Source organism: Thalassotalea ganghwensis (assembly GCF_053485795.1).
The window spans coordinates 231,193-248,837 of record NZ_JBQRUM010000002.1; the positions used below are offsets into that span (position 1 = coordinate 231,193).

At 37.3% G+C, this 17,645-nt stretch carries 13 protein-coding genes; 3 read left to right on the top strand and 10 right to left on the bottom strand.

The features are described from left to right. Window positions 1–25: 25 nt before the first annotated feature. Complete coding sequence (gene truC / locus ACSLUH_RS02965; protein ID WP_448564429.1) at window positions 26–769, bottom strand: tRNA pseudouridine(65) synthase TruC; 744 nt, start codon at window positions 767–769, stop codon at window positions 26–28. Window positions 770–851: 82 nt separating this feature from the next. Between truC and ACSLUH_RS02970 the strand changes: the two genes are divergently transcribed. Both ACSLUH_RS02970 and ACSLUH_RS02975 read left to right on the top strand, forming a co-directional pair. Beyond that, a complete protein-coding gene (locus ACSLUH_RS02970; protein WP_448564431.1) occupies window positions 852–1,874 on the top strand; it encodes a DUF3549 family protein in 1,023 nt (340 codons plus the stop codon). Window positions 1,875–1,877: 3 nt separating this feature from the next. Further along, a complete protein-coding gene (locus ACSLUH_RS02975; protein ID WP_448564433.1) occupies window positions 1,878–2,180 on the top strand; it encodes a DUF3301 domain-containing protein in 303 nt (100 codons plus the stop codon). 518 nt (window positions 2,181–2,698) lie between these two features. Here the strand turns inward: ACSLUH_RS02975 and ACSLUH_RS02980 are convergent. The 6 genes from ACSLUH_RS02980 to ACSLUH_RS03005 form a co-directional block, all read right to left on the bottom strand. Further along, window positions 2,699–3,022 carry a hypothetical protein gene (locus tag ACSLUH_RS02980; RefSeq protein WP_448564434.1) on the bottom strand — a complete coding sequence of 108 codons (324 nt, stop codon included), beginning with the start codon at window positions 3,020–3,022 and terminating at the stop codon, window positions 2,699–2,701. An 11-nt stretch (window positions 3,023–3,033) separates the two neighbouring features. After that, the gene (locus ACSLUH_RS02985; protein ID WP_448564436.1) at window positions 3,034–4,173 is read right to left on the bottom strand and encodes a hypothetical protein; all 1,140 of its coding nucleotides are present in this window, start codon (window positions 4,171–4,173) and stop codon (window positions 3,034–3,036) included. Between the two features lie 253 nt (window positions 4,174–4,426). Then, window positions 4,427–5,173 (bottom strand): hypothetical protein, encoded by a 747-nt coding sequence (locus tag ACSLUH_RS02990; protein ID WP_448564438.1) that lies wholly within the window; start codon window positions 5,171–5,173, stop codon window positions 4,427–4,429. Between the two features lie 74 nt (window positions 5,174–5,247). Beyond that, a complete protein-coding gene (locus tag ACSLUH_RS02995) occupies window positions 5,248–5,994 on the bottom strand; it encodes a hypothetical protein (RefSeq protein WP_448564440.1) in 747 nt (248 codons plus the stop codon). Between the two features lie 47 nt (window positions 5,995–6,041). Beyond that, entirely contained in the window at window positions 6,042–6,359 is a 318-nt protein-coding gene (locus ACSLUH_RS03000; RefSeq protein ID WP_448564442.1) for a hypothetical protein, read from the bottom strand. A gap of 30 nt (window positions 6,360–6,389) precedes the next feature. After that, the gene (locus ACSLUH_RS03005; RefSeq protein WP_448564444.1) at window positions 6,390–7,397 is read right to left on the bottom strand and encodes a hypothetical protein; all 1,008 of its coding nucleotides are present in this window, start codon (window positions 7,395–7,397) and stop codon (window positions 6,390–6,392) included. Window positions 7,398–8,663: 1,266 nt separating this feature from the next. On the opposite strand from ACSLUH_RS03005, the gene ACSLUH_RS03010 reads away from it, so the two are divergent. Beyond that, window positions 8,664–9,443, top strand: coding sequence for a substrate-binding periplasmic protein (locus ACSLUH_RS03010; protein ID WP_448564446.1), 780 nt, complete (start codon window positions 8,664–8,666; stop codon window positions 9,441–9,443). A 130-nt stretch (window positions 9,444–9,573) separates the two neighbouring features. On the opposite strand, the gene ACSLUH_RS03015 is transcribed toward ACSLUH_RS03010, so the two are convergent. The 3 genes from ACSLUH_RS03015 to ACSLUH_RS03025 all read right to left on the bottom strand — a co-directional run bounded on the left by ACSLUH_RS03015 (window position 9,574) and on the right by ACSLUH_RS03025 (window position 17,564). After that, window positions 9,574–12,093, bottom strand: a complete 2,520-nt coding sequence (locus tag ACSLUH_RS03015) for a S9 family peptidase (RefSeq protein ID WP_527252152.1) — start codon at window positions 12,091–12,093, stop codon at window positions 9,574–9,576. Between the two features lie 96 nt (window positions 12,094–12,189). Continuing rightward, window positions 12,190–15,846, bottom strand: a complete 3,657-nt coding sequence (locus ACSLUH_RS03020; protein WP_448564450.1) for a translocation/assembly module TamB domain-containing protein — start codon at window positions 15,844–15,846, stop codon at window positions 12,190–12,192. Further along, entirely contained in the window at window positions 15,843–17,564 is a 1,722-nt protein-coding gene (locus ACSLUH_RS03025) for an autotransporter assembly complex protein TamA (protein ID WP_448564452.1), read from the bottom strand. Before ACSLUH_RS03025 ends, ACSLUH_RS03020 begins: the two co-directional genes overlap by 4 nt. Between the last annotated feature and the right edge of the window lie 81 nt (window positions 17,565–17,645).

A 17,645-nucleotide genomic window follows, 5' to 3' on the forward strand; every position in this document is an offset into this window, starting at 1 on the left:
TAGGAGCAAATCTTGGTATTTGCTCCTACTTATCTATTTGCCAACCAAGTTTTTCAAAAATATCATTCCAGCTCTTATCAAAAGGTGCGTCAATTATCACGCTGTTATTGGTCATAGGATGGGTAAAGCTAAGTTGCTTGGCATGCAACATTAATCGTTTAATACCAAAGTATTCAGCAAAAAACGGGTTTTGCTTATTATCACCGTAGTTAATATCGCCAATAATCGGATATTTCAAGTGAGAGAGGTGACGTCGTAATTGATGACGACGACCTGTCTGTGGCTTAAGCTTTACGAGCGAGTAACGTACCGACGGATAACGCCCAACAGCAACAGGTAAGGTGGCAAGGGCAATGGGTTGATAATCGGTTACCGCTGATTGCGCGGCTTTATCTTGACTGACAAACTTATCGCCAAGTTTATCAAGTTTCTCTTTTAATGGGTGATCAACTCTGCCATGGTTAAGTAAATGGCCTCGCGTTATGGCGTAATAGGTCTTATCAATGGTTTTGTCGGTAAACGCTTGCCCCATTAATCTCGCTATATCTTCTGTTAAAGCAAATAACAACACTCCCGATGTCGGTCTATCTAGGCGGTGAAGTGGGTAGACATAGCGACCAATCTTATCCCTGACTAACTGGAGAGCGAAATAAATTTCATCTTTATCCATAAAACTACGATGCACAAAAAGTCCAGAAGGCTTATCAACAGCGACAAGGTATTCGTCTTGATAGAGGATCGTTAAATCAGGTTTTTCAGTAAATAACACGCTAACCTTCGATTGGGATAATAATGGAGTTAAAAGGCTATTATCTCTATAATGGCGCCACGATGGAAAAACTTTTTTAACTATGACGACAATTGATACGATTTCTGACTTATTGAACGCCTCCAACTCCCAATATCGCATTTACGATATCGGTCGTAAAATTGACAAAATATCAAAAGAAACCTTTGAAAAAATCGAGCACCATCAACTTCCTTACCCATATCCTTCACAGGGGCACGCGTTTATTGCGATTGCCTTCTGGCAAAAATCATCAACTCAACCGTATTTATGGTTTGTCAAACTTCCTTTAGATGAGCGAGGATTGATAAATCAGGGGGCTCGCAACCATTTTATTGCCATTATCGTTGAAGCACTGGGGTCAGATCTAAATGTAGACCCGACCGAGCAACAAGAAGAACTGTTAAAAGCCAACCCTTATCACTTTACCCCAGCCCAATACAAACTGGCGTCACTTAATAGTTTGTTACGCAAATCATTTGATCAATCAACCAGTCAGTATTATCAAACCTGTCTAGATTATCTATCAGGAGAATTGGGGTGGGAGAATTGGCAAAACGTTGGGGTTCAAGGCTTAAGTGACTTTGTTGTTAATCTTGATTCTACAACACACCAAAAAATACTAGTAACAGCAATTAATCATGTGCCAATTGAAGTACTGATCCCGTTAGGCAGTGCCTTAGAAAACACCTCGCTTAATATCGACGCGATAGATGCGATCGTGAGCCGCTTCAAACAAGCGCAAACAATAGAAGAAAAACAGGCATTACTGCGCGCACTCGCCTCCTCAAGTGAACATCCACACGTGATAAATTTAATACAAGAGGTGATTACTCAGCCATCGGTTGCTGAAGAGCTATTTATTGTTATTGCTGGTAGAAATTGGTTAGCGCTGCAACAAGCAAACCACATGATGCAATATCTGGAGCACTTGGTTAACCATAATAATCAGGCGTTGTTCGAAGCTATTTTTAAAGATTTAGTTACTATACCAACACTTCGAATGACAGTGTTTTCATGTATGAGAAGTGAACAACGAAGCCAAGGCTTGGCTAAGGCTATCGGTAGCCTTTTTGCAGGAAGTTAACTTATGGAAAATATCTACATATTGTTATTGTTTTTTTTAGTCTTCTGGTACTTTGTCTTTATCCGCAAAGTGGCAGAAAAAGCACGATATTATGCTAAGCAATATTGTGACAAAGAAGACCTTCAGTTTATTACTATTGCCAGACGTTCAAGTCGTTTGTCATTTAACAAACGTCAAGGACTGAACTGGTTAAGTGTGTTTGAATTTGAATTCAGTGGTGATGGTGTTTCTCAATATCAAGGTGTGTTATCAATGCGCACCTACAAATTAGAAGGTATTGATATTCCCGCTTACCGAATAAACTAATTTAGTACAGATCAAGCACTAAAAAAGAAAAAGCGACTTAGCGTCGCTTTTTTCCATAAGGAAATCCATTCCTTTATCACGATAACTTTCCTTTGCTCCATGTCTCACTCTAAACTGTAATAGGTAACATCCATTACTATCTCGTCATTGCTTCCTAGCATTCCCTTGACGCCAGCCTAGCCTGCATCCTGCAGCTCCTTGATAACATTTAAACGTGATATGCAAATATTGTTTCATCCTAAGCAATACTTACCGCGTTATCCCTAACATGTTCATCCTAGCAAGTTAAAGTTTAGAGATAATTGATAATTCTTCCAGCCCAAAGAAATAAAAGTTATCGCTTAGTTACTTTTAAAACATGACACCCTAAATCTAAAACAACCTTAAAATCATAACTTTACAATAACATTTCATTTTTACAAAAAAAGTTTTATGTACTGATGCTTACAGAAAATAGGGAAATGTCTTACAAAATAAATCATCCCCCCAAACAATAAACATCTTTACGCAAACTAAACTTATTTTTTAAAGGCCGAATCTTCTCGAACAGAACCACGGTAAATACAGGAAACCATATTCTTGTAGGAATTAACAATTATAGGTTTAGAAAAATCACAAACAAGCTCGAATATCTCACCCGTAGCTTTAATTATATCTCCTTGCTGGCAGTGTGACCAATCTGCTGGGCGATCAAACCTCTCAATAAACTTCCCTTGTTCTGACTTTGCAGAGCAATAAAGAACTTTAGCGTCATCTATGGTAGCATTACTTGCTTCACTTTTTTCAGCAAAACAGTCCTGTATGAATAACGTTGAAAACAAAAATAGCGTCATTTTTTTCATTTTTTATCCTTTTATATATCTAGTTTGTTCGATTTTTTTTGGTTGTTAATGCTTAAACTAAAATTGCCTTTAGAAAAGTTTTTGCGAACCGTAGAAAACTGCTTTTCTAATTGACTCGTCAAAGTCTTTTTGTTTATCTTTATCGAAATGTAAGACAAGTTTTGCGTATTTTTATCTCGGTAAAGCGAAACCAACATATAATTAGGTCTCTCTTTGTAGCTAGGTTGATCTTTAAACTTTTCGTCAAGGTATTTAAAACGTTCTCTATTTCTCAATTTCCAGCCAGCATTGTACTTATTGGTATCATATTCAATGTACTCATCGATATTAAAAGATGGCGAATCGCCATAATAATAGTATCTATCTTCGTCAGAAAAATACTTTTCTTTCGATATATGAGGTTGACCATATTTTGTAAACAGCTGTGTTAAAATTTGATTGTTAAAATCGCTATCTGCTATCTCTTGCTCAAATCGTTGCTTAAACTCTAGTTCAGTTGGCACTAAGTTACTTCCATAAAAGTTTATAGAAAGAAATTTACTATCCCCAAGTTTGCCATTAAATAAAACCTTATGAATATAAAATGGTCGATAAAATCCCTTAACCTGTCCTGTTCTAGCCATTTCTAAAAATTGCTGAGCCGTTAGTACGGTTTTTTTATCAGAGAAACTAGGTGAAAAACTTCCCTGATAAATTGACTTTAAGCCACACTCATGATTGCGCTGCTCCTTAAGCTTAGAAATTTCAGCATGTAATGAAGAAACTTCTTGCTTATAATGCTCTACCAACATGTCATCATGGCTACGATTTTCCCTTTCACGCGCCAACTTTCTTAGTTTAATTTGATTTTCATTAATCGAAGACTGAAATTTATTATAAATTGAAATGAGTTCATTTATTGAATGGTTAGACGCATATAACTGCCTATTATTATGGTAATCAGCAACTAAGTTAACAATATTTTCATCGGTTCTAAAGCCAAAAAGCTTGCGACTTGACTCATTAACACCATCTTTAAACTTCGTACTGTATAAATTATTTTTATCACTTTTGTAGTCTTGTAAAACTCGGTCACAATTAACGTTTAGATAAGTAATACCAACACCAAACAGGGTAAATTTAGCGTTATTACCAAACTTATCTAATAACACTTCAGCTATTTCACTAGGCGAGTTCTCTAAAGATATATTTTGCACTTCATATGGCAAATTTGGCTCTTCTGCCGAAACGTTAACCATAGTAAAACTAAATAAACAAACCAGTAACCTCAATATACTAACCCGCATAAAATCCCTCGATATAGTTTGAATAAATTAAAAATTTATGACCTATTCTTGCCCTACAATTAAAACTAATTAACCGTTAATCGCAAAGAGAAAGTCCCGCAGAATAACAGCTTACGACTTAAAAGGTCATCAACAATCTCATTGTATCTTGATTCGTTAATAATATAAGTAAGTCGTATAATGCAGGGTCTTCTTTACTAAGCAGTTCATAAGATTTAATTTTAGTAACACCAACTTTTTGATAGCAGGCTTGCCCTTCAACGTCGGTTAATTGCTCGTGTGTTAGTTCACATTTATCAACACCACCTACAATTATTCTAGGTTGCTCTTCAGCCAATAATGATTGGCATAAGCTAACATCAATGTCATCAATATTTAGAATATTGGTATTAGTGCCAGGTAAACTTTGTCTGTTTAAGACTTTATGCTTCTTGGCAAATTGAATAATACTTTGGGTTGCGCTTATTAAAGAACGTGCTGTTTTATCTTCAGAGTTCACAAGCTTTTGTTCAATACTACTTCTTAGGGCATCCATTTTAGCAATGAGCTCATCGCTATTTGCAAAGCGAGTTTGCAGATGAGAAAAAAGTCTTCGCTTAGATAATTTAATGTGAAATTTGTCATTTTGAGTGGTATATTTTGCTCTATAGCTTTCAAGAGAAGTACTCTGTTTTTCATCTTTAGGATAACCAACATTTAAGATATAGCAACCTTGAAGCTGATCATCTATATACTCTGTTTTTATATAGCTTTTGATTTCTTGAAGTACCTCCCCTTTCAACTGTGCTTGGTTAATATAGGTGTCCTCATTAAAACATCCTAGCAACAAAGTTGCTAAAAAAAACATAATTACTATTTTTTGCATAATATTCTAATATTTTCTAGTTAAATTAAAAAAGCTCATATTTTCTTTAACAAATATGAGCTTTCACAAACTTCCTATAGAAAAAATTTCTCCATCGTTCGATTATCCGCCTGAGATAAAATATCAAGTATTTCATATGCAGCCGCATCGTCTTTCGCCAAATCTTCAAAAGGTTTTACTGTTACAACACCTACTTTAGTTCTGCAACTATTACCTTCTAAAATGCCGAGCCTTTTATCTTCAAAAACAAGCTCGCATTCTCCATCATTATCGAATTTCAGATTGGGTTCTTTTTCTGATAAAAGAGTCAAGCAAACATCTTTATTTAACTTATCAATAGCAAGATTAGTTAAAGCGGTTCCAGGTAAAAACTGTGTATCATTTATTTCGTAGTTTTGCATATAATCTAGTAAGCCCTTTCCGACGTTAACTATTAAGTTATCTTTATTGGATTGTTCAGAATTACTCGTGATTATTTGTTTAACTTTATTAGAGAATGCTTCCTTATTGCTAAATTGGCGAGAGATGAAACCTAGTTGTCTATCCCTAGTCGATAAGCTTATTCTATAGATGTCTTTTCGAGTAGCATAATTAGCTTCGTATACCTTTATAGCGCTTCTCCCTTTAGATATACCAGCTGGGTACCCAATATGAAAAATAGTACAACTATCAATTTCATTATCAACATAACCAGCTTTTGCATAGCTTCTTAACTCAAAGTGAACATCTGTATCTACCATATCTTCGTTTACATATTTACTACCGCCGAAACAGGAAGCTAAGCAGCTAACTAACAACAATACACCTACTTTTTTAATCATTTATGTTCTCCTTAACCTAATTACTTAAAAGAGATATTAGTAATCTACTACCTTTTATTCATAGAAATGTTTTGCATGTAAGAGTTTTTGCCAGTAATAGTGTTATCATCAACGAAAGTAATATTAGTGTATATCCATTCTTTACTATTTCCCCAATAGTCCTGCCCCTTAAACATTAATACTCCATCGTTGTAAACATACGTACCAGAAGGAGGGTTACGTTTCAGGCCGATGAACGTACCATCATTTTTCATTTCTACAGGTCCAATGCTCATATTATCACTAGTCTGCCAGCGCCCTTCAAAACTAGGGCCACCACATGAAAACAATAAAAAAGCCAAAATCACGAGTATAAAATTTTTCATAATTAATTTCCTTGTGTAGATCATTCTGATTTAATCATTTACTTCAAAGCTAATGTGTGCAATTTCATATCCATTGTCACTATTGTGAAAACGTATATCAAACGGCCCATTTTTATTGGGTGCAACAAATTCCAAAATCCCCTTATGAATCCCTTTGATATTATGGTACTGAAGGTCATGTTTATCATTGATTGATTCGTTGCCGTGAGGAATATTAGACGGGACTATAGAAGCATAAGCACCGCCTGATATTTCTTGAGGAACCGTATAAGTTAAAAATATAGACTCACCAGCCTTATAATTTGTTTTAACTAATGACAAACTTGTACCGTCATTCCATTGACTAAGTGATACATCAAACACCAAACTTTTAAGTTCAATACTATCATGCGCTTCTCCATCGTGAATTCTTAATTCATACGTACCCAGCTTGTTTGGTGCGGTAAAAACTAAAGTTCCTTTATCTCCACCACTTACCCTTTTGTATTCCAACTTTTGTTGATTATTTACACTCGAAAAACCATTAGGGGCGGAAGACGGGACCAAGGCTACCCATGCAGTATCAGGTAGAGAATGTGGGACCACATAATTTAAGTGAATAGGTTCTTCGGGATAATAATCGCTTTTATCAAGTGATAACTGAATTTGATCTTTCCAAAGCCCTTTTGATACTTCAAAACTAACATGGTCAATTTCGATCCCTTTATAATCAGAATCATTTAACCTAAGATCGTATTTTCCTTCCACTAAAGGAGCATCGAAATACAGCAAACTGTGCTTAGCATCAGCTACATAGATAGAACTAATTTTCTCTCTATCGTTAAGCTCTTCACTGCCATGAACTACTTCAGAATTCACAACCCCTACCCAAGGTTTTTCACCTAATTTGGGCAAGTTATTTAACCTTAAAACAATTGTCTCTCCTGGGACATATGCTTGCTTCGTTAAAAATAGATAATTAGAGCTGACCTCTGATAAAGCCAAGTTCGAAAAGCATACAAAAACGATTATTAATAATTTTAGCAAATGTAGTTTCATAAAAGTTCCTTTTTTGAATTATTATTCAACGTGTATAACTAAAACACAATATTATTTCAAGCAAAAGATGCATTTACGATAATACTTTCAATAAGATGAACACAAGCTGAATACTGATTGCAAAAAGCCTTAGTCATTAAACAAGCAATCTAGCAAAAATCAAAAAGTATAATAAAACTCTTAAAACCAAGAAGTAACACTATTGAAAAGTTAGAATCAAAAGTTTAATAAAGAACAATTCAAATAGGTATGTAAAATAGCTATATCTAAGATATCTATTTCAGCAACAGCACTCCCCATTTTTTAACTCAACTTTCAACTAATTGTAATGCTATATTGACGATTTGTTCGTTACCTATTTTTGCATTAATGTTTGTTATGCAATAACTCTTACAATGCTTAACGAATAAGTAACTATCGATAAGCACTTTATAAGGCTCTACACGAAAAAAATGCGGTTCGCTTGGCGAACCGCATTTCTTCAACTAGCTTTATGCTTCCTGCATATTTGGTGTTCCCGTTTCATCCCTAAAACAGCTTTCCTTAGCTAATTCCTGTAATCGCATCCTGCGATGTCCCTTAACATCCTGTTATAAGCAAATCCATTCGCTTAACTACGTCCTTTGATTAATCATCCTAGATTATCGTCCTTGATACTCTCCGTTGTATCTGTAGTCAAATCCATTGACCAATTCAACATCCCTATTGATGAGCTAATCCCTAGCAACTTTCCTTGATTACAATCCTTGTCTGCTATCCTTATCTGCAATCCTTAGCTTCATTCCTTGAAGTGTCATCCTGACGTTGTCTTCCTGACAGTGTTAATATTACGCCACTGAAATTATTTTCGAACCCTTAAAATAATAAAAATTCCATTGTTACAAATCTGTAACAATAACCAGCTCAAACTAAACACTTTAAAAACAATAACATAAATATTTACAACCTCTGTTTTTCCACATCAACTTCCTCAATGTCGCACAACAATGTAAGACATGTCTCACAAAGCTAATGACAAAATCGGCGCATATACTTACCAGTATGATGCGACTACTGGTCAATAAAAAATATTACGTGGTAATAATGAATGATGTTCAAGTAAATTTCGCTCACTAAACAACCAACTGTTAAGTGACTTTTGATTGCAGATAAAATGAATTTACAAATTATTTTCTGCAAAAGTATTCATCTCAATGTATAAATAAAGGTAGGGGTAATAGTTTTTATACTTATACTTTTTCTTATCTTAAGGAGCTTCGCTAACCATTGGTCACGATCCGTATCTTAGCACTAACAAGTATACTATTAGCTTTCAATGGGCAAACAGCACATGATGAGGCAAAGCTAACTATCGTCACCGAACATTTACCACCGTATCAAATTGTGGATGAAAAAGGCGGTATTTCCGGCTTTGCTACAGAGTTAATCGAAATATTAATGTCAGAAACGAAAATACCATACCAACATGATGCTTACTCATGGACACGTTCATATAATTTGGCCAAAACCAGAAAAAATACCTGTATATATTCTATTGCGCGTATTCCAAGTAGAGAAATGCTTTTTCGTTGGGTTGGCTCGTTAACTGAAACTCACGCCGTTATTTATGCGCACAGTAAAAATGAAGATATCAAAGTAAATTCAATAACCGATGCAAAAAACTATGTCATTGCCGTGATAAAAGATGATGTGACTCATTTGGCTTTAAAAGAGCGCGGATTTAGCGAAGGGAAAAATCTGTATGTGCTCGACAACACCAAGTCTCTTATTTCATTATTGGTAAATAAAGACGAAATTGATTTGATCGTTGCTGATGATATCACCCTTCCCTACCGAGCAGAAATTGCCAAGGTGGATTTAAACTTGATCAAAAGAATGATAGAAATTGACGGTTTGTCTCTAAATTTCTTTCTAGCTTGTAACCCTGAAACCGATGAAAACATCATTGAAACGTTAAGCTTTCATTTAAAGAAACTTAAAGCCTCAAAACGTTATCAAAACGTGTTAAAACGTTGGCAATACAACATCCCTCTTACCAAGCATTAGCTATTTAATTCACTTGCCAGCGAACCCGAAGTAAGAGAAACGCTTTCTTGCCAAAACATCTCAATTTATCTGTTGATAAAAACTAAAAAGCAACGTTAAACGTTGCTTTTTAGTTGGATAATTTTACGTTTTATAGCGTATTTTCAAATAATTTGAATATTCGACGATACTCATCCAACCATGAACTTGGCTGAACAAAACCATGAGGCTCTACAGGATAAATAGCGGTCTCAAAATTTTCTTTTTCAAGTTCAATTAACCGTTGAACCAATCTTACGCTATCTTGAAAAAACACATTGTCATCAACCATAGGCGCATTAATTAATAATGGTTTAGTTAAACCTTCAGCAAAATAGATTGGCGAACTACGTTCATATGCAATAGCGTCATCTGCTGGAGTATTCAATATGTTAGAAGTATAGCCATGGTTATAGTATGCCCAATCAGATACCAACCTTAACGCGGCTCCAGATTGAAATAAATCTGGCGCTGTAAACATAGACATTAAGGTTAAGAAGCCACCATATGAACCGCCATATGTGCCAATTTTTTCCCTATCAACATTAGCATTTTCAACCAGCCAGTTAACTCCGTCACGCATATCTTCTACTTCAGGCTTACCCATATGACGATAAATAGCGGTGCGCCAGTTTCGACCATAGCCTTTTGATGCTCGATAATCCATGTCTATTACCACATAGCCTTTTTGAACAAGCATGCTGTGGAACATAAACTCTCTAAAATATCCAGACCATCCCAAATGAGAATTTTGTAAGTAACCAGCGCCATGACTAAACATTACCGCTCTATTTTTTTGTGCTTTTTTATCGTAGTTTTTAGGTAGATACACTCGAGAATAAATCGGTTGTTTTTGATGACTTGATTCAATTGCTACCACCGATGGTGCCGTCCAAGGCATCGCTAAAAACTCTTCTGATACCGTATACGTTAATCTTGTTGGCGCCTGCTTCGTTGTTAACGAGACAACATATAATTCTGGCGGCATAGTCACGGTTGAGTGTTCAATCAACAGTTTACTCTCATCAGGACTCAATGAGTAATCATTCATGCCCCCCATTTGAGTTAATGCAACAACATCGCCACCTTGAGCATCAATTGCGTAAATCTCATAAATACCAGGATGCGGTTTATTGGCTTTAAAAATAAAACGATCTTGAGCAGAAGTTAACGTCACATCACTCACTTCATAAGTACCGTGAGTAAGTTGTTTCGCTTTACCTTTTAATGACTTAGTGTAAAGGTGTGAATAACCTGTTTCTTCCGATAAATAGTAGAGCTTATCGCCTAACCAACCAAATTCATTGAATGTCCAATTGATCCAGGCATTGTCATGCAATCTATGTTGGTTTTCGAGGCGATTGGTTAACAAATTAATGCTTGCCAACCAACGGTCTTTGTTATCCCATGCCTCTAACATTACGGCAACCTTGTCGCCATCAGAATGCCACTGGATTGGGTTTTGTGCATAAATCACATGGATATTGCGAGGCTTTTTAGTTGCTTGATATGTTTTGCCCTGACGTTGATGGTTTTCTTGGCGAACTTTCGCTAAAACATCTTCGTCATATCCGGGTAAATCATCATAGTTTAATGGAAATTTTTGCCCACTGTTTAAATCAAGTAACCAAAGCTTCTCACTATATTGACGATTGTTAGCAACTCTTGCTCTAACTTTTTCGGCGATAATATCACCATTATCAGAAATATAATTAGGCATAATATCGCTATCATTGCGTGTCGGTTTATTATCGGCGACGCTTACAATCATCTTGTTGCCATTGGGTGATAAAGACGCATGCACAATCGACGTGTCTTTACCAAAATAAAACTCTGTCGTCGTGATTGAATCATTCTGGGCTTTTAGCTTATCGCTATGTTGTTCATTTAATTCCTTGTTTCGTTGTTGCAGAGCAACATACTTAATAAGCTTAGCTTGCTGAGAGGATAAATAGTCAGGTTCGCCATCTGCGGCTTGCTCATCTTTATTGACCAAGCTCACTAACTCTTTAATTTGGTGTTGATGTAAATCATGCTCAAAAAACTTGTTACCAACTCGGTAGGCTACGTTACCATTGTTGAGCCACATCACTGAAGATTCTGCATCACTGGTGTGCGTTAGTTGACTGACTGAGCTGGTGGTTAAATCTTTAACAAACACATTGCCAGAATAGATATAAGCTTCTTTAGTTCTCGTTTTATTTAACACCGCATTGCGATCACTCAACCGGTGTAAATCAGCCAATGCAACCTTTTCAGGCTCTCCATTTGCTAAACTCTTTTTAAACAAATCTCTTAGCGGATTTCCATGCTGTTTTTGCTGGTAAAATACGCTATTGCTGTCATCCCCCCAATACCAGCTCTCTGGAGAGCGCCCCATCCAATCTGGATCTGACATAATTTTTTCCAGAGTAATTTCAATACGTTCACCCGAGACAGTTTGCTTAGCGTTAACCACTTCAGCGACGGGAGCTAGGCTCACTTCTTTATTAACAACGCCTGCATTATTAGTAACACTAACAGGTGTAGCATACTCATTATTAATTGATTCAGCACTTTGCTCGCCAGTTTTGGTAACAACACACGCGCTGAGCGATAAACTGATTGCGGCAACAAGTAGATTTATTTTCATCATAATTTCATTATTTTTATGGTCGGTGAGTTAAATAGACTAAAGGTAACGTATCACATCATATATAATCAATAGCTTAAATACATTTAAGATAAGCTAATCTTTTGAAGCTTTTTCGGTCTTGGTTTTTGAAAACTGCTTTTTATAGTTTAAGGTTGCGCTAAATTCTTCACCGCTAATCGCTTCAAATGATATATTCGGTGAAAACTTATACTCAATGATCCATCCAGTTTGAACATTGTTATCAGCGTCAAGCGTCGTGCCATAGCCGACATGAAGACGATCATTTAATTTGGCTGCAATATCAAGGCGCGTACCATTTTCGACGGCTTTACTGCTAATGGTGACATCTTTTAAACCAAGTTTTTGCCCGATCGAACGCGCTAGTTTATTCGCTTCATCTAACCCTAATGTTAGTGCTACTTGAGACAACGCACTGCCCTCTGATTGGGATAAGTCTTCAATTTTTCGACCTAACACTAGCATTGCTAATATTTCGTCCTGTGCCATATAAGGCTCGGAAAATAGCGTTAGCTTAGGTTGATTAACGGTGCCATCAGCTCTGACACCAACAGTGACACCATCTATCTCTCTGATCGCTTTAAATTGTATGCCGGGGTTTTCAGCATTGCCGAGAAATAACAACTGACCTTCTTCAATGGTCAGCTCTTGATTATAAAACGTAAACTTTCCTTCAGTCAGCGAGACTTTACCATTGAGTTTAATCGGTTGATTAGGGGTAACTATCGATTGAACTTCACCACTCACCTTACTATTCAACCCCATCGCGTTTAGCGCGACATCAGAGCCCGTTAAAAACTGAACTTGAACATCATAATCAAAGTTATTGTCTTGTGATTGTTGACCGACAATGACTTGATCATCACTCACCTTTATCGCTCGTTTTGGCAAGGTTTTGATTGTCAATCGGCCTTCATCAATAACAATACTGCCGCGCAGTTTAAAAGCGTCACGAGATAATTTAGCTGATAAGTTAGGGCTAAGTACCAATTGATTATCTTCACTGTTGATCACTTCAATGCGCTTACCCGCGATCAACATTTCTATAAACGGACTATTGAATAACTGACCATGACCATTAAGGTTCAGTTTTCCTAACCCGTTGGTTAGTTCGCCCTGAAAGGAAAGCTGGTTTTGCTTTACATTAAAATCAACAAAACTCTTTTTGATATCAAGCCCAAACTCTTCAAGTACCAACTGCTCAACCTTAACTTTTCCTCCTCCAGCGATAAGTGGCTCTGCAATGGTACCGGCAACGTTATAATGCTGTTGCAGTTCCACCGCTATCTTATCTATTTGGGGTGCGACACCCTTTAACCATTCAAACTTTTGAATGTTGCTGTCTACAATGCCATTTATTGAAGTTTCTTGTGTTATAGGCCAACCCGTTGTGATATCAGCATTTAAATAATCATTATCCGGCAGTGTTATCGAGAGTTTTGTTTGCTGTTGAAGACCATCAAGTGATGTTGATAGTTCAAACGCAGGAATGGAAAGTTTATTAAGTAAACGACTTTGTTTTTCAACTTCACCAGCGTTTATTATTTGGAAGTTTTCTTGTCTAAGATGTGTCGTAAACACGGTTAACGATTCTGGTACTATCGTCAAATGTCCTGTACCACTTTTTATCGCAAGTGCTTGTTGTTCAAAAAATCCTTTGCCCTCAACATGTTGCCATTTTACTTTTAATACCGATTGAATTTCTTGGCGAGTTAACTGCCCTGCATCAATATTAACATCATGAAAAACAATCGTATTGTCCTCAGAAAAGACACTAAAAGTGGGAATTTTCAAATGACCTTCGATACTTAATCCTTCGCTCGATAACTGCTTGAACGCTAGTTGCCCATCTATTTGCCCTTTAAGACTTACAGGCTGTGGTAGTGACGGATTGATGAGAGCAATAAGAAATTGATTATCGGCAAAATGCCATTGCTCTGCCGATACCGATACATCGAGAGCTGACTCTTGAAAGCTTCCTTCGACACACAAAGCACCTTGACCTTTGATGCAGCCTTTTTGAAATTGAATTTCATGTTCATTGGCTAAGATTTGTTCAGCACTGATTGATAGCTCGTGGTCAGGTTGACTCAACGTTCCAGTTAGCTGCGCTACCTGATAAAAATATTGAGCCTCTTGACCCATAGGACGATGCTGAAACCCACCGATATACTGAGCTCGCATATTTCCTAAACCTTCCGCTTTCATCGACAACGCAACTTGGTGATGTTCTTGCGTTCCACTTAAGGTTATTCTAGGTTCAATGATCTTCCCATTTGTCGATATCACTGAGCTAGCTTGAGCATTAAGTTGCCACTGTTTGTTAAAGTGAATTCGCCACTTAAGCTGCTGCACTGTGTGTTGCTGATATTTTACAGCGTTTGCATTTCCTTCACTTATCACACGCAAATTATCATTTTCAGTACGCACTGAAAGTTTTGCGCTAATATCTTCGACGGCGAGCAAGCCTGGTAGCGCACTAAAGTTACCATCGATATTTGCAGATAAGGCAAGGTTTTCGTCGTACCGGTTAAACAGGTTAAACTGACTTTCGATATCCAACGTTAAATCACCAAGTAATGCATCATTAGTGATAACTGTCGCGATGCCATCATTAACTTGCAGCGTCGCAGAAAAATTAACATTAAGTAAAGCCTGCTGAGCTTGCTCGCTAATCTCAATATTTTTATCAAGCAGCAACTCGCTAACCCATTGCACTTGCCTTGAGCTGACACTACTGTCAACGTGCATATTTGCAAGCGCGCGATGACTCCACGCCAAAATATTATCTACCTGACCCGACACCATTATTTTAGTCGGCTCTAACTGACTTCCCGCTAATTTTGCCTCGCCATCGAACTTTGCTTGAGGCCACGCCAACTGATACTTAGCGGCTATATCGGAGAGAGTAAATTGTTGACCTTGCCATTGTTGTTCATAGGTATCTATTTTCAAAACACCGTCTAAAAGGTGTAGCCCTTTTTGCCAGTGCCAACGCCCCGAAAGCTCCCCTTTTAACGGCTGATTAATCGTTGCTTTATATTGGCTGTTACTTAACAAACTGCCTTTTGAGCTCAAGGTAAAATGAAAACGTGTACCCGTTAGCTTGGCTTCAATGTGATGTTGCCATGTGTCTTTAAAATCGATCGAAGCGTTAAACGTTAAGTGGTGATTTTGATGTTCTGCTATTAATTGTTTAACCGCAAAACGATTTCCTTTAACGCTGATACGTTGGCCTTTTAGCTGGCTGATTAATATTGGCGCTTTATCTTGTTGTGTTTGCTTTATCGCAATACTATCGATGCTAAAGCGTTTTATCGTTAAAGAAATCGGTAACGAGACAGTTAATTGAGATAAATCTTGCTGAAATAATTCAGCTAAGTTGTCTTTTGAATCATCTTGACCTTGTTCAATCGCTAAGTCCACACTCCGCGCTTGAATAAGCATACAGTTAAGTCGACCTAGTGCTAATCCCAGCCAATGACAATCAAGTTCCAGTTGCTGAGCATTTAGATCATATGCAGCGTTGCTGATTGTTAAAGATTCTAATTTTACTCCGTGGACAAAAGTGCCATGAACACCGTTAATCTCAATACGATGCCCCTGGAGATTAATCGTTTGAGGTAACAACCAGCGCGCCGTTAACTCGGAAAATGGCAACACCGACAAAACGACCAGCAACGCTAATAGTGCACTATAGAACGTTCTTTTCTGCGACATTACTTTTTTCACAGATCAGGTCCTATGGTAATATGAGCCTGCCATTGGCGATCATCATCTAATGCTTTAGCAATATCCAATCGAATTGAACCAATAACAGTAACCCAACGAAAACCAAGACCAACCGACTTTTTCAATTGCCAGTCTTGCCAGCGATTAAAGGCATTGCCTTGGTCTGTAAACAAGGCTAGGCGATACTCATCAGAAAATAAGTAATCTACTTCTAATGATGAAGCTAATAAGTGCTTTCCACCAACGCGATACCCATCCTGCTCGGGTGAAAGGCTTTGGTAGTCGTAACCTCTTACTGAAACATCTCCACCAGCAAAAAATCGATAGTCAGTTGGCATGGCAAAGTTAAAATCGTTAGTATCCATCCAGGTTGCACCAACGCGAGTACGCCACAATAAACGCCACCTATCATCTAATGACCATATTTTTTTGAGTCGCTGATCGGTTTGAATAAAATCTACGTCAGGACTGCTCAAATATTTAGAGCCAATACGAAATAGGCTTTGCCAACGCCATCCTTCAATTGCTCGAAATGGTTCAGCAACACTGTAATAGTTGACTTGCCAACTGGGAAATAAATAATGCAACCTATTCTCAACATCGGCGTCACTGGTTAACGTTTCTTGTGCTAATGTTAACCGCCATTGGCTTGACCAAAATCGGTCTTTTTGATTAACCAAAGAAGATTCAACGGTAAACGTTTCTGTTTGACCTATTTTCTCATTTTTTCGCTGAAAGCTGGTTGTGGTATTCCATTGGCTCATCGCATTCGATAACGGCACTCGATACTGAAAGGCAACGTTAAGATCTGGCTGATTTAAATCAACCCTCCCAAGCTCCAAATTGATGAGATAACTGTGCGCCCGATCATTAACTCGCCTATTAAGCCAACTCGCTCCGAGCTTTGCACCGGTATCGGTTCCGTAACCAAGAATGGACTTTAATTCGTACTTATCATTGTCGGTTCCGATAAAACTGATATCTACTCGCTTTTGTAAATGATCAATATCTTGTCTGACAAAAACACTTTTTAAAAAACCTGCACGATTGAGATTTTGCTGGCTTTCGATTAGCTTCTCTTGTTGATAATAATCTCCTGAGCTCACTAACACATATTTTTGAAGTAATGATGAAGACAACTCGGTATTTAGGATATTTATAGTGCCAATTTGATAACGTGGTCCACAATCAAGCTGCCAATTCAACTCTGCTTTTGCTTGTTCAACATTAACGTTTAACTCACTAACAACAAATTTAGCGTTTAAAAATCCATTCTCCTGAGCATTAATCAGTAATTTATTTTTAAAATTTGTGTACTGACCATGGTTAATTACTTGATTAATGGTAAACGGGGCTGCCAGTTCAACGATTGCTTTTTCTTCAGCGGAGCACAGGTAATCAATGGTAATTCTTTGCCAAAGTAATGCAGGCCCAATATCAATGGTAATTTTTTTATGTGCATGATCACCAGCGAGGTTGATAACGGGTTGATAATAACCTAACGCTTGCAACGCTTGTTTGATGTGGCGTTCAATATAGGCATCGGTTCGAACAAAACCTAACGCTGATGGCGGTAGTTTATCTTTTTCAACATTTAGATGAGCTAGTATATTTTCTTTTATTACGTTTTCGACCCCAATAATTTCAAGCCTAGTACCCGAAGTTTCCCGCGCGCTACTCATGCTTTGAAAAAATAGCAGACAACATAATAACGTCATTGCCAATTTGTTTTTTATCTTCCAACCCACCTTGAGTAAGACGTCCTTAGCTTTAGCAATATCTCTTTATTGTATGCTACC